This is a genomic window from Streptococcus sp. KHUD_015, from assembly GCF_051106265.1.
Classification (GTDB): domain Bacteria; phylum Bacillota; class Bacilli; order Lactobacillales; family Streptococcaceae; genus Streptococcus.
In genome coordinates, this window is record NZ_CP193665.1 from 656,934 (window position 1) to 674,263 (window position 17,330).

General features: G+C 41.1%; 11 protein-coding genes and 2 pseudogenes. 12 read left to right on the plus strand and 1 reads right to left on the minus strand.

The genetic code is table 11. The features are described from left to right. Positions 1-142 precede the first annotated feature (142 nt). The 12 genes and pseudogenes from ccdA2 to ACORHU_RS03045 all read left to right on the plus strand — a co-directional run bounded on the left by ccdA2 (position 143) and on the right by ACORHU_RS03045 (position 17,099). Positions 143-853 carry a thiol-disulfide oxidoreductase-associated membrane protein CcdA2 gene (gene ccdA2 / locus ACORHU_RS02990; protein WP_153225989.1) on the plus strand — a complete coding sequence of 237 codons (711 nt, stop codon included), beginning with the start codon at positions 143-145 and terminating at the stop codon, positions 851-853. 13 nt (positions 854-866) lie between these two features. Continuing rightward, on the plus strand, positions 867-1,430 hold the full coding sequence (locus ACORHU_RS02995; protein WP_153225988.1) for a redoxin family protein: 564 nt from the start codon (positions 867-869) through the stop codon (positions 1,428-1,430). A gap of 9 nt (positions 1,431-1,439) precedes the next feature. Then, the gene (gene msrB / locus ACORHU_RS03000; protein WP_153225987.1) at positions 1,440-2,552 is read left to right on the plus strand and encodes a peptide-methionine (R)-S-oxide reductase MsrB; all 1,113 of its coding nucleotides are present in this window, start codon (positions 1,440-1,442) and stop codon (positions 2,550-2,552) included. 283 nt (positions 2,553-2,835) lie between these two features. Continuing rightward, complete coding sequence (locus ACORHU_RS03005) at positions 2,836-3,573, plus strand: response regulator transcription factor (protein ID WP_434364740.1); 738 nt, start codon at positions 2,836-2,838, stop codon at positions 3,571-3,573. Next, positions 3,570-5,261 carry a cache domain-containing sensor histidine kinase gene (locus ACORHU_RS03010; protein ID WP_061088240.1) on the plus strand — a complete coding sequence of 564 codons (1,692 nt, stop codon included), beginning with the start codon at positions 3,570-3,572 and terminating at the stop codon, positions 5,259-5,261. The genes ACORHU_RS03005 and ACORHU_RS03010 overlap by 4 nt, the downstream gene beginning before the upstream one ends. A gap of 114 nt (positions 5,262-5,375) precedes the next feature. Further along, the gene (locus tag ACORHU_RS03015; RefSeq protein WP_061088239.1) at positions 5,376-5,939 is read left to right on the plus strand and encodes a TIGR01440 family protein; all 564 of its coding nucleotides are present in this window, start codon (positions 5,376-5,378) and stop codon (positions 5,937-5,939) included. Between the two features lie 2 nt (positions 5,940-5,941). Beyond that, positions 5,942-12,451: a ZmpA/ZmpB/ZmpC family metallo-endopeptidase gene (locus tag ACORHU_RS03020; RefSeq protein WP_414338085.1), complete on the plus strand. Its 6,510-nt coding sequence runs from the start codon at positions 5,942-5,944 to the stop codon at positions 12,449-12,451. Positions 12,452-12,511: 60 nt separating this feature from the next. Then, entirely contained in the window at positions 12,512-14,233 is a 1,722-nt protein-coding gene (gene pabB, locus ACORHU_RS03025) for an aminodeoxychorismate synthase component I (protein ID WP_061759161.1), read from the plus strand. After that, positions 14,234-14,332 (plus strand): annotated as a pseudogene (locus tag ACORHU_RS03030) (alpha/beta fold hydrolase); the annotation flags it as partial. Positions 14,333-14,390: 58 nt separating this feature from the next. Beyond that, a pseudogene (locus tag ACORHU_RS03035) lies at positions 14,391-15,077 on the plus strand (excalibur calcium-binding domain-containing protein); the annotation flags it as partial. A 116-nt stretch (positions 15,078-15,193) separates the two neighbouring features. Beyond that, on the plus strand, positions 15,194-16,153 hold the full coding sequence (locus ACORHU_RS03040; RefSeq protein ID WP_031227726.1) for an ROK family glucokinase: 960 nt from the start codon (positions 15,194-15,196) through the stop codon (positions 16,151-16,153). A gap of 106 nt (positions 16,154-16,259) precedes the next feature. Next, on the plus strand, positions 16,260-17,099 hold the full coding sequence (locus ACORHU_RS03045; protein WP_434364741.1) for a thymidylate synthase: 840 nt from the start codon (positions 16,260-16,262) through the stop codon (positions 17,097-17,099). A 50-nt stretch (positions 17,100-17,149) separates the two neighbouring features. Here ACORHU_RS03045 and ACORHU_RS03050 read toward each other — a convergent pair whose 3' ends face one another. Next, complete coding sequence (locus tag ACORHU_RS03050; protein ID WP_001051778.1) at positions 17,150-17,320, minus strand: DUF3042 family protein; 171 nt, start codon at positions 17,318-17,320, stop codon at positions 17,150-17,152. Positions 17,321-17,330: the final 10 nt, after the last annotated feature.

Consider the following 17,330-nt stretch of genomic DNA (forward strand, 5'->3'; position numbering starts at 1 on the left):
AGCTTACCCTTTTACTCATGTTTTTTTGATTTATTTGAAGTATAACCTGATTAAATTCCTATTTTTCCCTATCATTGTCCCTGTTTTTTCTGGAGTTTTGGGGCTATAATAGTCCTATCAAATCAAAGAATGGAGGAAGGCAATGGACAATGTAATCTTTTTTATCAGTGTTTTTCTTGCTGGAATTCTTTCCTTCTTTTCTCCTTGTATCTTACCCTTGTTACCAGTTTATGCAGGGGTCTTGTTGGATGACAAAGATGGTTCTCAGGTTTCTAGTGGAAAATATTCAATCTCAGTTGTTAGTCTGTTACGAACTCTGGCCTTTATAGCGGGGATTTCTTTTATCTTTATCATACTAGGTTATGGAGCTGGTTTTGTAGGTAATTTGCTTTATGCCTCTTGGTTTCAGTATGTGACGGGTGCGGTCATCATTCTCTTGGGCTTGCATCAGATGGAAGTCTTACATTTGAAGGGACTCTACAAGGAAAGAAGGCTACAATTAAAGAGACAGGGGCAAAAGGGTAAGGGCTATAGTCAGGCATTTTTACTGGGGTTGACCTTTAGTTTTGCTTGGACGCCTTGTGTGGGGCCGGTTCTTGGCTCTGTTTTGGCCTTGGCGGCTTCAGGTGGCTCAGGTGCTTGGCAGGGAGCTGGTCTCATGTTGATTTACACGCTGGGTTTGGCGCTACCATTTTTGGTTTTAGCTCTAGCCTCCAGCTATGTTTTGAAACATTTTCGAAAATTCCATCCTTATCTAGGAACCCTCAAAAAAGTGGGTGGTTTCCTCATTATTGTGATGGGAATCTTGGTGCTTTTGGGAAATGCTTCCATTTTGACTACATTATTTGAATAGAGAGGAAAAAGAAATGAAAAAATGGCAAACATGTCTCCTTGGAGTAGGCTCAATCTGGTGCTTGGCAGCCTGTTCGGCTAAAAACGTGTCAGACGAGTCTACTATGAAGGAGCAAACAAAAACAGAACAAGTTAGTTCACAAACTGCTACTAAAGGTCAGGCAGTCGCTGATTTCGAACTGACAGGAGTAGATGGCAAGACCTATCGCTTGTCTGATTACAAGGGCAAGAAAGTCTATCTCAAATTCTGGGCTTCTTGGTGTTCCATCTGTCTAGCTAGCCTTCCAGATACGGACGAAATCGCTAAAGAAGCTGGTGATGACTATGTAGTTTTGACGGTGGTCTCTCCTGGACACAAGGGGGAACAAGCTGAAGCAGAATTTAAGAATTGGTACAAGGGCTTGGATTATAAAAATTTCCCAGTTTTAATTGATCCATCAGGCAAACTCTTGGAAAGTTATGGTGTCCGTTCTTACCCAACTCAAGCCTTTATAGACAAGGAAGGCAAGCTGGTCAAAACACAACCAGGTTTTATGGATAAGGATATGATTTTAAAAGAATTGAAAGAAATGGGGTAGAGAAAGGTCATGAATGATAAAGTAAAATTGTTTGTCTTGGCAGGGATCTTTTTCCTAGCCATAACCGGTTTCTATTTTCTATTGATGCGAAATGCAGGGCAGACAGATAGCTCTCAAATTGAGAAAGCGGCAGTTAGCCAAGGAGGAAAAACAGTGAAAAAAACAGAAATTAGTAAAGATGCAGACTTGCACGAAATTTATCTAGCTGGGGGATGTTTCTGGGGAGTGGAGGAATACTTCTCACGCGTGCCTGGAGTGACAGATGCCGTTTCAGGCTATGCAAATGGTAGAGGGGAAACAACCAAGTACGAATTGATCAATCAAACAGGGCATGCGGAGACTGTCCATGTCACCTATGATGCCAAGCAAATTTCCCTCAAGGAAATCTTGCTTCATTACTTCCGCATTATCAATCCAACTAGCAAAAATAAACAAGGAAATGATGTGGGGACCCAGTACCGTACCGGTGTTTATTACACAGATGACAAGGATTTGGAAGTGATCAATCAAGTCTTTGATGAGGTGACTAAGAAATATGACCAACCTCTGGCAGTTGAAAAGGAGCCCTTGAAGAATTTTGTGGTGGCTGAGGATTATCACCAAGACTACCTCAAGAAAAATCCAAATGGCTACTGTCATATCAATGTCAATCAGGCTGCTTATCCCGTCATCGATGCCAGCAAATATCCTAAGCCAAGTGATGAGGAATTGAAAAAGACCTTGTCACCTGAGGAGTATGCAGTCACCCAGAAAAATCAAACAGAACGCGCTTTTTCAAACCGCTACTGGGATAAATTTGAATCCGGTATCTATGTGGATGTAGCAACTGGCGAACCCCTCTTTTCATCAAAGGACAAGTTTGAGTCTGGTTGCGGTTGGCCTAGTTTTACCCAACCCATCAGTCCAGATGTTGCCACCTACAAAGAAGACAAGTCTTACAATATGACGCGCATGGAAGTGAGAAGCCGAGTTGGAGATTCTCACCTTGGCCATGTCTTTACGGACGGCCCACAGGACAAGGGTGGCTTGCGCTACTGTATCAATAGTCTTTCCATCCGCTTTATTCCTAAAGACCAAATGGAAGAAAAAGGATATGCTTATTTACTAGATTATGTCGATTAATACTCTTCGAAAATCAAATTAAAACCACGTCAGCGTCGCCTTACCGTGGGTAGGGTTGAGACTGGGCAAAAACTCAATTTGAGGAGAAAATAAAGCAAATTTTCTAATTTAAAAGCCTTTTTGCCCAGTATCTCTATCTACAACCTCAAAGCAGTGCTTTGAGCAAACTGCGGCTAACTTCCTAGTTTTCTTTTTGATTTTCATTGAGTATAAGAGGGCTTTCCTAAGCAGTTAAAGGAGAATTTTGCTATACTGATACTAGTAAGTGACAAAGGAGCAGAGCATGACCTACACAATCTTAATCGTAGAAGATGAATATCTGGTGAGACAAGGCTTGACCAACTTAGTCAATGTAGCAGCCTACGATATGGAAATCATCGGTCAGGCTGAAAATGGAAGGCAGGCTTGGGACTTGATTCAAAAGCAGGTGCCAGATATCATTTTAACCGATATCAACATGCCTCAGCTAAACGGCATCCAGTTGGCCAGTCTTGTACGAGAAACCTATCCTCAGGTGCATCTAGTTTTTTTGACAGGCTACGATGATTTTGATTATGCCTTGTCTGCTGTCAAACTCGGTGTGGATGACTACCTGCTCAAGCCCTTTTCCCGTCAGGACATTGAGGAGATGTTGGGGAAAATCAAGCAAAAACTAAACAAGGAAGAAAAGGAAGAGCAGTTACAAGATTTATTGACCGATAAGTTTGAGGGAAACCTGGCTCAGAAAATCCACTCCCATCTGGCTGATAGCCAATTTAGTTTAAAGTCTTTGGCCAGTGACTTGGGCTTTAGTCCGACTTATCTGAGCTCCTTGATTAAGAAAGAGTTGGGGCTGCCTTTTCAGGATTATTTGGTAAGAGAGCGTGTCAAACAAGCCAAACTCTTGCTTCTGACCACAGATTTAAAGATTTATGAGATAGCCGAAAAGGTTGGCTTTGAAGATATGAACTACTTTACCCAACGTTTTAAACAGATTGCAGGTGTGACTCCTCGTCAGTTTAAGAAGGGGGAAGGTCGATGAAGCGTTCTTCTCTACTAGTCAGAATGGTTATTTCCATCTTTCTGGTTTTTCTCATTCTCCTAGCTCTGGTTGGGACTTTCTACTATCAATCTAGTTCATCAGCTATTGAGGCCACTATTGAGGGCAATAGTCAAACGACTATCAGCCAGACTAGTCACTTTATTCAGTCTTATATAAAAAAATTAGAAACAACCTCGACCAGTTTGACCCAGCAGATGGATCTCTTAGCCTATGCTGAGAATCCTAGTCAAGACAAGGTCAAGGGAATTCGAGATCTATTTTTGACTATCTTGAAGGCAGACCAGGACTTGAAAACGGTGGTACTGGTAACCAAATCTGGTCAGGTCATTTCTACAGATGATAGTGTGCAGATGAAAACCTCCTCAGATATGATGGCTGAAGATTGGTATCAAAAGGCCATTCATCAGGGTGCTATGCCCGTTTTGACTCCGGCTCGTAAATCGGATAGTCAGTGGGTTATTTCTGTCACTCAAGAACTGGTTGATGCAAAGGGGGCCAATCTTGGCGTTCTTCGTTTGGATATTTCCTACGAAACTCTGGAAGCCTATCTCAACCAGCTCCAGTTGGGTCAGCAGGGCTTTGCCTTTATCATCAATGAAAACCATGAATTTGTCTACCATCCTCAACACACAGTTTATAGTTCATCTAGCGAAATGGAGGCCATGAAACCTTACATTGAGACGGGACAGGGTTATACTCCTGGCTACAAATCCTACGTCAGTCAGGAACAGATTGCTGGAACTGATTGGACGGTTATAGGAGTGTCTTCGCTGGAAAAGTTAGACCAGGTTCGGAGTCAACTCTTGTGGACCTTGCTTGGGGCTAGTGTCACATCTCTTCTTACCTGCCTCTGCTTGGTGTGGTTCAGTCTCAAGCGTTGGATTGCTCCTTTGAAGGATTTGAGAGAAACCATGCTGGAAATTGCTTCTGGTGCTCAAAATCTTCGTGCCAAGGAAGTTGGTGCCTATGAACTGAGAGAAGTGACTCGCCAATTTAATGCCATGTTGGATCAGATTGATCAGCTCATGGCAGATATTCGTAGCCAGGAAGAAACGACCCGTCAGTACCAACTTCAAGCCCTTTCGAGCCAGATTAATCCACATTTCCTCTATAACACCTTGGATACCATCATTTGGATGGCTGAATTTCAGGATAGTCAGCGAGTGGTGCAGGTGACAAAGTCTTTGGCAACCTATTTCCGCTTGGCACTTAATCAAGGCAAGGATTTAATTTGCCTGTCTGATGAAATCAATCATGTCCGCCAGTATCTCTTTATCCAGAAACAACGCTATGGAGATAAACTGGAATACGAGATTGAGGAAAATCCTGCCTTTGCTAATCTAGTCTTGCCTAAGCTGGTCCTACAACCCCTTGTAGAAAATGCTCTTTACCATGGCATTAAGGAAAAGGAAGGTCAGGGCCATATTAAACTTTCTGTCCAGAAACAGGATTCAGGATTGGTCATCCGTATTGAGGATGATGGAGTTGGCTTCCAAGATGCTGGAGATAGTAGTCAAAGTCAACTCAAACGTGGGGGAGTCGGTCTTCAAAATGTTGACCAACGGCTCAAACTTCATTTTGGAGAACATTACCAGATGAAGATTGATTCTACACCCGACAAAGGAACGACGGTTGAAATATACATAAATAGAATAGAAACTAGCTAACTCCCGGTCAATTCTGGGAGTTTTATGCGTAATTGAGCAAGCTTTCTAGGTTGTCTATCTTGCTAAAAACAAGAAAAAACGATATGATAGATAATGACAAAAGAGGTATCAAGTATGAAGGAAAAAGACATTCAAAGAGAAACAAGCCAGATTGTAAAAGATGTATTAGAAAAGGCCAATTTGAAGCAAGGATCTATCTTTGTTTTGGGCCTTTCTTCTAGTGAGGTGATAGGTGGCCAGATTGGTAAGGAATCCAGCCAAGAAATTGGCGAAATCATTGTGAAGACCATTCTAGATATCCTAGAGGAAAAAGGAATTCATCTAGCTGTTCAAGGCTGTGAACATGTCAATCGGGCTCTCGTTGTTGAACGTCAGGTTGCAGAGCAGTTTAGTCTGGAAATGGTCAGTGTCCTTCCTACCCTTCATGCAGGAGGTTCGGGTCAATTGGCAGCCTTCAAGTTTATGCAGGATCCAGTTGAGGTTGAATTTATCAAGGCCCATGCTGGATTGGATATCGGAGACACTGCTATTGGCATGCATGTCAAGCATGTTCAGGTTCCGATTCGTCCTCTTTTGAGAGAGATTGGTCATGCCCACGTAACGGCGTTGGCTAGTCGTCCAAAATTAATCGGAGGTGCGCGTGCGCACTATCCGCAAGATTCTATTAGAAAGTCGTGAAAATGAGAAAAACAAAACAGCAACTAGAAAAAATCACAAAATATTCGATTCGTAAGCTAACTGTTGGGGTAGGTCCTGTAGCCATCGGGGCCTTCCTTTTTGGTGCTAGTCCCCTTTCAGTAGACAAAGTTCAAGCCAATGAAGTTGGTGGTGCTCATAGCGTTCATTACCGTTATTTGGCGGAGCAGGAATTGACCGAGTCTGAAAAAGCCCTGATTCATCATGAGGTTCCAACAGAATTTCAAGATGAAGATATTCTTTATGTAGTTTATCGCAAGAAAGCAACTAACAGTCAACAACTTCCTTACACAGGAAGTAAGGAGCTAGCTCTAGCAGGCCTTGGCTTGGCAACCGCCTCGTTAGCAGTCTTTTTAGTGTCTAAAAAAGGTCGCAAAGAAGTTCTAGGTGTTCTCTTGATTGGTTCTTTAGGAGCTAGCACCTTTGTACCTTATGGGACATTTGCATTTGAAAATAAAGAATTACTTTCTTATAACCAAACTATTTCAGCTTCTACACATGAAGGCTTGGCTGAAGGGATTATCCACATTGATGGTTATGAGTACATTGGATACTTTAAGGAAGCAGATCTTCATCCATCAAGACCAGCTTCAGCTGAACAGCCTCAGTTGCCAGTAGAGAAGCAAAATTCAAAAGAAAATGAGAAAACTGAAGTTGTTCAAGAAAGAGCTGCGGTTACTCCAGAGACTGTCATCGAAAAACCTGTAGTAGAGAATTCAGTTGCTCCTGCTGTTGAAGAAAAACCAGTTTCTGAGAAGTTTCAGGCTAAACAGGAAGAGAGCTTGGTAGAAATTCCTTTTGAAACGGTCACAAGTTCAGATGCGAATCTAGCAGAAGGACAGACTCGTATCGTCACAGCTGGAGTCAATGGTCAGCGTCGCCTTGTAACCAAAGTTTCGATAGTTAATGGTCAAGAAGTTAGAGAAGTCATTGAAGACCAAGTGGTTCAAAATCCTGTATCGCAAGTCATTGCGGTTGGAACTAAGAAAGAGGTACAACCTGCCCCAACTCCAGTACCACAAACTGAACCGAGCCACCAAGTAGCTAAAGGAACTCAAGAGGTAGGTAAGGAAGGTCAATCCTTAACACAACCTGAACTACCAGAAGCTATAGTAGAATCTAAAGGAACCCAAGAGGTAGGTAAGGAAGGTCAATCCTTAACACAACCTGAACTACCAGAAGCTATAGTAGAATCTAAAGGAACCCAAGAGGTAGGTAAGGAAGGTCAATCTTTAACGCAACCGGAACTACCAGAGGCTACAGTAGAGTCTAAAGGAACTCAAGAGGTAGGTAAGGAAGGTCAATCTTTAACGCAACCGGAACTACCAGAGGCTACAGTAGAGTCTAAAGGAACTCAAGAGGTAGGTAAGGAAGGTCACTCCTTAACGCAACCCGAATTGCCAGAAGCTACAGTAGAGTCTAAAGGAACTCAAGAATCTGGTAAGGAAGGCCAATCCTTAACGCAACCCGAATTGCCAGAAGCTACAGTAGAGTCTAAAGGAACTCAAGAATTTGGTAAGGAAGGCCAATCTTTAACTCAACCTGCATTACCAGAAGCTACAGTCGCAGTTAAAGGAACTCAAGAGGCAGGTAAAGAAGGTCAATCTTTAGTACAGCCAGAACTACCAGAGGCTACAGTAGAGTCTAAAGGAACTCAGGAGGAAGGTAAGGAAGGTCAATCTTTAGTACAGCCAGAACTACCAGAGGCTACAGTAGAGTCTAAAGGAACTCAAGAGTCAGGTAAGGAAGGTCAATCTTTAGTACAGCCAGAACTACCAGAGGCTACAGTAGAGTCTAAAGGAACTCAAGAGGAAGGTAAGGAAGGCCAATCTTTAACGCAACCTGAACTACCAGAAGCTCAAGTAGAAGTAAAAGGAACTCAAGAGGAAGGCAAGGAAGGTCAAGCACTTGTTCAAGATCAGTTACCTGAGTATAAGGTGACTGAGGGAACCCTTGTTGAAGAATCAACTACAGAAATTGACTACAAAACTGAAACGACTGAGGATCCAACTAAGTATACAGACGAAGAAACTGTCCTACGAAATGGTGAAAAAGGAAGTCAAGTTACCAAAACAACCTATAAAACGGTAGAAGGTGTCAAAACTGACCAAGTTCTTTCAACCAGTACGGAAGTGACTAAGGAGCCTGTAAATCAACAGGTAAGCCGTGGTACAAAACCAATTGAAGGAACTCTTGTAGAGGAAAGCCTTGAAAAGATTCCATTCAAAGAAAAGATTGAAGAAGATAATCAACTGAAAAAAGGTTTAGAAGTCGTAGCTCAAGAAGGGAAAGAAGGTCAGAAAAAAATCACTAAGACCTTTAATACTATCAAAGGAGTTAAGACTGAGGATGCACCAAAAGTAACAGAAGAAGTTATTGAGGCCCCTCAAGACCGAATTTTGAAACGTGGTACTAAGAGCTTTGAAAAACCAGTATTGACCATCACTGCAGTTGAACCTAAGGATTTGAAACGGACTTCAGATGTTAAATACAGTCTAGAAAATCCAAGCAAGGCGGCCATTAAATCTATCACCTTAACTCTGAAAAAAGGTGATGAGATTGTGAAAACTTTAAATGTTTCACCTGACAACTTGACAGCTAGCCTGACAGATCTGCAATACTATAAGGATTATAAACTTGAAACTAAGATGGTTTATGACCGTGGTGAAGGCGATGAGGAAGTAGTTCTGAATGAAGAACCTCTAAGAATTGACCTCAAAAAAGTTGAAATCAAAAATATCAAAGAAACAAGCTTGATGAGTGTGGACGCTGACGGTAATGAAACAGATACTAGTTTGCTTACAGAAAAACCAGCCGATGTTGCCCCACTTTACCTACGAGTTACAACTCAAGACAACAAAGTTACAAGACTTGCAGTTGACAAGATTGAAGAAGTAGAAAAAGACGGAAAAACTTTATACAAAGTCACTGCCAAAGCACCTGATTTGATTCAACGTAATGCTGAAAACACACTTAGCGAAGAGTATGTTCATTACTTTGAAAAACAAAAAGCCAAAGAAGGTAATGTTTACTACAACTTCAACGAGCTTGTAAAAGATATGAAAGCTAACCCTAGCGGTGAGTTCAAACTTGGTGCAGATTTAAATGCAGCCAATGTACCAACTCCAAATAAAGAGTATGTTCCTGGTACATTTAAAGGTAAGTTATCAAGTGTTGACGGGCAACGTTATTCAATCCACAATATGTCTCGTCAATTATTTGGTGGTATTGAAGGTGGTTCAGTTAAAGATGTTAACTTGGCTAATGTTGATATTAATATGCCTTGGATTGACAATATTTCTGCTCTTGCTAGAACTGTCAAAAATGCTACGGTTGAAAACATTAAAGTAACTGGTAGCATAACTGGTAGAGATGGAATTGCCGGACTTGTTAACAAACTAGATAACGGCGGGCAACTTACTAATGTTGCTTATATCGGTAAACTTACTGGTGTAGGTGATAGAGGATGGGATTTCGCTGGTATGGTTGGTGAAATCTGGAAAGGTAATGTTGATAAAGGATATGTAGAAGCTGATATAGTTGCTAATAAAGCTCGTATCGGTGGATTTGTCGCTAGATCAGATAACGGTTCTGATCCTAACGGAATTGGTAAATATGGTTCTGTTCGTAACGCTGTTACGAAAGGAACTATTAAGGTAAATACACCTGTTGAAGTAGGTGGTTTCCTTAGTAAGAACTGGGCATGGGGTAAAGTTGCAGACTCTGTGTCTATGATGAAAGTTGAAAATGGTGAAGTGTTCTATGGATCTAAAGATATTGACGAAGATGGTGGATACTTCTCAAATAACGCTTTAGAACGTAACTTTATCGTGAAAGATGTAAGTACAGGTAAACGTTCATTTAAATTCTCTGTTTCTAACCGAATTAAAGAAGTGTCTCAAGATGAAGCTGACCAGAAAATTGCAACATTAGGAATTACAGCTAATGATTATGTTATCAAGCCTCTTGTTTCAGATACATTAAATAATGTTAAACCAAAATCTGACACTTACAAAGATACTCAAGATTACGATGCATCTCGTGAGCTTGCTTATCGTAATGTTGAAAAACTTCAACCGTTCTACAACAAAGAATGGATTGTCAACCAAGGGAATAAGATTCCAGCTGGATCAAACTTATTAACGAAAGAAGTGTTATCTGTAACGGCGATGAAAGGCAATGACTTTGTCACAGACCTTACAGATGCTGACCATATTTTGGTTCATTACGCAGATAAGACAAAAGACATCTTTAACATCTCACCTAAAGAATCTCAAGTGAAACAAGTTAAAGAATACAGTGTCGCTGAGCTTGGTGAAGTTGTGTACACACCAAACATGGTTGTTAAAGATCGTGCTGACTTAATCAGTGCTATCGAAAGTAAATTGAGTCCAGTAGAATTACAATCTGATTCGATTTACCAACACTTGGGTAGAACTGGTGGCAACAAAGTCAATGCAATTAAGGATTTGTACTTAGAAGAAAGCTTCAAGTATGTGAAAGATAATCTTACTAAATTCGTTACGAAGTTAGTAGAAAATGAAGATCACCAGCTTAACACAGATGAAGCCGCTAAACGTGCCTTGATTAAGAAAATCGATGACAACAAAGCAGCAGTTCTTCTTGGTTTGTCTTACCTCAACCGTTACTACGGCGTTAAATTCGATGATTTTAACATTAAAGAGTTAATGTTATTCAAACCTGATTTCTATGGTAAGAATGTTGGTGTGTTAGACTTCTTGATTAAGGTTGGTTCTAAAGAAAGTAACATTAAAGGTGATAGAACTTTAGAAGCTTATCGCGAAACTATCGGTGGAACTATCGGTATAGGTGAGTTAAACAGTTTCTTAGACTATAACATGCGTCTATTCACAAGTGATACTGACTTAAACGATTGGTTCATAAAAGCAACTAAAGATAATGTATATGTCGTTGAACCAAAAACAACAACTCCTGAATTTGCCGATAAGAAACACAGAGCATACGAAGGATTAAATAATGATGTTCACGGTAAGATGATTCTGCCACTTCTTAACTTAAAAGATGCTCACATGTTCTTAATCTCAACATATAACACTATGGCTTACAGTTCATTTGAGAAATATGGTAAGAACACAGCAGCAGAGCGTGAAGCATTCAAGAAAGAAATCGATAAAGTAGCAAAAGCTCAACAAAATTATCTAGACTTCTGGTCTCGTTTATCATTAGATAAAGTTCGTAACCAACTGCTTAAGAGCAACAACATGGTACCAACACCAGTACTAGATAACCAAAACTATCCAGAAGGTACTGACAAATACGGTCACACTAACAGCGGTAAAGATGTCGCTCCAGTTCGTGAATTGTACGGACCAACAGGTCGTTACCATGCTACTGACTGGCGTATGGGAGCTGTAGCTCGTATCTACGGTAATCCTTATAAAGATGATTCAGTTTTCTTCATGGTTACCAATATGATTAGTGACTTTGGTATCTCTGCATTTACTCACGAAACGACTCACGTAAACGACCGTATGGTTTACTTAGGTGGTTCAAGACACCGTGAAGGAACTGATTTAGAGGCATTCGCACAAGGTATGTTACAATCACCTGCTGAAACAAGTCCAAACGGTGACTTTAAAGCACTAGGATTGAACATGGCCTACGAACGTCCAAATGATGGAAATCAATGGTATAACACTAATCCAAACGACCTCACTTCTCGCGCTGAAATCGATCATTACATGAAAGGTTTCAATGATACGCTCATGCTTCTTGACTACCTTGAAGGTGAAGCCGTTCTTGATAAACAGGATAAAGCCTTAAATAGTGCTTGGTTCAAGAAAGTGGATAAAAAATTACGTAACGCTAATACGAAGAACCAGTATGATGAGGTTCGTGATTTGAATGCAGAAGAAAAAGAATATAACTTAACTTCTGTTAACGATCTAGTAGACAAGAATTTCATGACCAAGCACGGTCCTGGTAATGGTACTTATGACCCAACTGGATTTGGCTCTGCCTATGTAACGGTGCCTATCACTGCTGGTATCTATGGTGGTAATACAAGTGAAGGAGCTCCAGGAGCAATGTCATTCAAACATAACACCTTCCGTATGTGGGGTTACTTTGGATATGAGAAAGGCTTCCTAAATTATGCTTCTAACATGTTGAAAAATGAGTCTAAAAAAGCTGGTCATGCTACTCTAGGTGATGACTTTATCATTAAGAAAGTTTCTGATGGTAAATTTAATACTCTAGAAGATTGGAAGAAAGCATACTTCAAAGAAGTTGTTGATAAGGCTAAAGCAGGATTTAATGCTGTTGAAATCGATGGAACAACTTATAATAGTTACGATGAATTAAAACAAGCATTTGCTGCAGCTGTTGATAAAGATAAAGCAACTCTTAATAATGGCTCAGTTAAATTTGATAATACCGTATCACTTAAAGAGAAGCTCTTCAAGAAACTTCTTCAACAAACAAACAGCTTTAAAACTTCAATCTTTAAATAATTGAACTCTCTCATCTGCTTTGCGGATGAGGGTTTTCTTATTTTGTGCTATACTTAAGGTATGCATAGAAAAACAGTGATTGATTTTAGGGCTTTGGGGGAGAGATACATCTTTACCCAGCCCATTAAAGAGTTGAAAACGAGAAATGTAGCAGAAGTAACAGCCTTATTGGCACAAGTGGAAAGCTACCAAGAGCAGGGCTACTATGTGGTGGGCTATGTCAGCTACGAGGCTGCACCTGCTTTTGAGGAGAAATTAGCAGTTCACAAGGCTCCTTTATTGGACGAGTATTTGCTTTACTTTACTGTTCATGATAGGGTGGAAACATCCCTTATTCCTCTGATTTATGACGAGGTTAATTTGCCGTCTGATTGGCAGGAAGTAACGTCTGCAGCAAACTATGAAAAGGCTATTGCTCAGATTCACCATCATTTGCGGCAGGGAGACACCTATCAGGTCAACTATACCGTCCAACTCAAGCAAGATTTAAGCGCTAATCCTTTTGCCATCTACAATCGCATGGTGGTAGAGCAGGAGGCGGGCTACAATGCCTATGTTGAACATGACGAGATGGCAGTGATTTCCATGAGTCCAGAACTCTTTTTTGAGCAAAATGACCGTGAGTTGACAACGCGACCAATGAAGGGAACGACTCAGCGTGGCATGACTGACCAAGAAGACTTGGAGCAGGCCAGTTGGTTAGAGCAGGATCCCAAAAATCGCTCTGAAAATATGATGATTGTGGACCTCTTGCGCAACGATATGAACCGTATTTCTGAAGTGGGAAGTGAGCATGTGGAGCGTTTGTGTCAAGTGGAGCAATATTCGACTGTCTGGCAGATGACTTCGACCATCAAGAGTCAGTTGCGAGAGGATGTGGATTTGGTTACCATTTTTCGCTCTCTCTTTCCTTGTGGTTCCATAACGGGCGCACCGAAAATTGCGACTATGGAAATCATTAAGGACTTGGAACCACAACCGCGTGGAGTCTACTGTGGAACCATTGGTCTCTTGCTTCCAAATGGACGACGGATTTTCAATGTCGCCATTCGGACCATTCAACTGTATCAAGGGAAAGCCATCTATGGAGTTGGCGGAGGCATTACATGGGATAGCACTTGGGAATCTGAATACCGCGAGGTTCATCAAAAGGCAGCCGTTCTTTATCGTAAACAAGCTCGTTTCAAACTGATTACTACAGGGAAAATCAGCCAGAAGAACTTGTTGTTTGAGAATCAACATATAGAAAGGCTGAGAAAAGCTAGTCGATATTTTGCCTTTCCTTTTGATGCAGAAGACTTAAGACAAAAGATAGAGGAAGAGTGTCAGGCTTGTGATGCTAATCAAGATTACCGCTTGCGAATTTCTCTCAGCAAGTCTGGAGAGATAGAAGTCGATCGCCAAGTATTAACACCCCTTAGTACAAGCTTTTGTCAGGTCCAACTCTGCCTTCAGGAAGCCAATTTGCAGCAAGCCTTTACCTACTTCAAAACCACTCACAGACCGCATTTGAACCTAGGGGAACAAGAGAAGATTTACCACAATAAGTCAGGAGAACTGCTTGAAACCTCTATCGGAAATTTGGTTTTGAAAATCTCTGGTAAACTCTACACACCGCCTATCAGACTTGGTATCTTACCAGGAATTTATCGTCAGCACTTGCTGGAAACAGGACAGGTAGAAGAGAAAGTCTTGACTTTAAAAGACTTAGCCCGAGCGGAAGCTATTTACGGCTGTAATGCAGTGAGAGGTTTGTATGAATTAAGACTTGAGGAAAACTAGGTGAAACTGATATTTTTACACGGGTTAGGGCAGTCAGCAGAGAGTTGGAAAGAAGTTCGGAATAAAACGAAGGATAGGCTTACAAAGACTCTTGAATTGCTGAAATAAGTTTGATAAAATAATATTGAAAACGATATCATAATTATGGGAGAAAGAAATGAACAAACGTCTATTTTTAAAAATGAGTCTGGCTACCCTGCCAGCTTTAGCCTTGTTTTCACAACCTGTGTTAGCAGAAGAAAACGTTCATTTTTCTAGTTGTAAGGAAGCTTGGGCGAATGGATACTCGGATATTCACGAGGGAGAACCAGGATATTCTGCCAAGTTAGACCGTGATCATGATGGTGTGGCTTGCGAATTGAAAAGTGCTCCTAAGGGTGCTTTTAAAGCAAAACAAGCGGCTACAACTCAAACTGATACAAATTCATCCACAGCAAGTGGTTGGGTTAAGCAGAACGGTGCTTGGTACTATTTTAATGGAAATGGAAATCTAGTGAAAAATGCTTGGCAGGGAAGCTATTACCTTAAAGCCGATGGTAAAATGGCACAGAGCGAATGGATTTATGACTCTTCTTATCAAGCTTGGTATTATTTGAAATCAGATGGTTCTTATGCAAAGAATGCATGGCAAGGAGCTTACTACCTTAAGTCAAACGGTAAAATGGCACAAGGTGAGTGGGTTTATGACTCTTCTTATCAAGCCTGGTATTACTTGAAATCAGATGGTTCTTATGCTCGCAATGCATGGCAAGGAAACTACTATTTGAAATCAGATGGTAAAATGGCTAAGAACGAGAGAGTAGATGGTGGACGTTACTATGTAGATGCCTCAGGTCTCTGGAAACCATAAATCAGATAAAATTTAGAAAGTTAATGCAAACCTTTGCATAAGGAACTGAATTTTGTTATACTATATCTGTAAGCATTTTCAATTACTACACAATGAAAAAGGAGAATATGATGAGTCAAAAGATTATTGGGATTGACCTTGGTGGAACTTCTATCAAATTTGCAATCTTAACAACAGCAGGAGAAATCCAAGAAAAATGGTCTATCAAGACCAACATTTTGGATGAGGGAAGTCATATTGTTGATGATATGATTGAGTCTATTCAACACCGTTTGGACTTGCTTGGATTGGCAGCAGCAGACTTCCAAGGTATTGGAATGGGATCACCAGGTGTGGTTGACCGTGAAAAAGGAACTGTTATTGGTGCCTACAACTTGAACTGGAAAACCCTTCAACCAATTAAAGAGAAAATTGAAAAAGCCTTGGGCATTCCATTCTTCATCGATAATGATGCCAACGTGGCAGCTCTTGGTGAGCGTTGGATGGGGGCTGGTGATAACCAACCAGACGTTGTCTTTATGACACTCGGTACTGGTGTTGGTGGCGGTATTGTTGCTGAAGGCAAATTGCTTCATGGTGTTGCTGGTGCAGCAGGTGAGCTTGGCCACATCACTGTTGACTTTGACCAACCAATCGCATGTACTTGCGGTAAGAAAGGTTGCCTTGAGACAGTTGCTTCAGCAACAGGGATTGTCAACTTGACTCGTCGCTATGCTGATGAATACGAAGGCGATGCAGCCTTGAAACGTTTGATTGATAACGGAGAAGAAGTAACTGCTAAGACTGTCTTTGACCTTGCAAAAGAAGGAGACGACCTTGCTTTGATCGTTTATCGTAACTTCTCACGTTACTTGGGAATCGCTTGTGCCAACATCGGTTCAATCCTAAACCCATCAACAATTGTTATCGGTGGTGGTGTGTCAGCTGCAGGAGAATTCCTTCTACAAGGTGTTCAAAAAGTCTACGACGAAAATACCTTCCCACAAGTACGTACATCAACAAAATTGGCTCTTGCAACTCTAGGAAATGATGCTGGAGTTATCGGAGCAGCATCACTTGTATTGCAATAAAATAATAAAAGAGGAAAAATGCTAACCTAGAGTTAGTAATGTTCCTCTTTTCTTTTCTTTTCTTTTTTATGCTATACTAGTTAGGAAATAAATGAGGTGAGAGTAAATGACAAAAGCAGATACGATTTTTAAAGAAAATATTGAACGAATCCTCAAAGACGGTGTCTTTTCTGAGCAGGCCCGTCCCAAGTACAAGGATGGGACTGTTGCTAACTCCAAGTATGTAACTGGTGCCTTTGCCGAGTATGATTTGGCTAAGGGGGAATTCCCCATCACGACCTTGCGTCCCATTGCCATCAAATCCGCCATCAAGGAAGTGCTCTGGATTTACCAAGACCAGTCTAATAGCCTAGAGGTTCTGAATAGCAAGTACAATGTTTACTATTGGAATGACTGGGAAGTGGGGGATACAGGAACCATTGGTGAGCGCTATGGTGCTGTTGTTAAGAAACACGATATCATTAACAAGCTTCTCAAGCAGTTGGAAGCCAACCCTTGGAACCGTCGCAATATCATTTCGCTCTGGGATTATCAAGCTTTCGAAGAAACAGAAGGACTACTCCCATGCGCCTTTCAGACCATGTTTGATGTCCGCCGTGTTGATGGAGAAATCTATCTGGATGCGACCTTGACCCAGCGTTCTAATGATATGCTGGTGGCCCACCACATCAACGCTATGCAGTACGTAGCTCTTCAAATGATGATTGCCAAGCATTTTGGCTGGAAGGTTGGGAAGTTCTTCTACTTCATCAACAACCTCCATATCTATGACAATCAATTTGAACAAGCTCAGGAATTGCTTCGTCGTGAGCCGTCAAACTGTCAACCACGTTTGGTCTTGAATATTCCAGATGGGACCAATTTCTTTGATATTAAAGCAGAAGATTTTGAGTTGGTGGATTATGACCCTGTTAAGCCTCAGCTGAAGTTTGACCTAGCTATTTAAAAGAATAGAAAAAAGAAGTTGAGACAATGAATCCCAACTTCTTTTGTTTCTTAACGTGATACGCGGCGGCGAGCTGCTTTTTTACGGTTTTCTTCGACGAAAGCTGCTTTTTGCTCTTCTGGTTCGATTACTTTCTTTTTAAATGCGTATACCGCGCCTGCAAGTGCAGCAACAGTTCCTGCGACACCTGTTACAAGACCTTTAGCGAATCCTTTAGCCATGAGTCTTCCT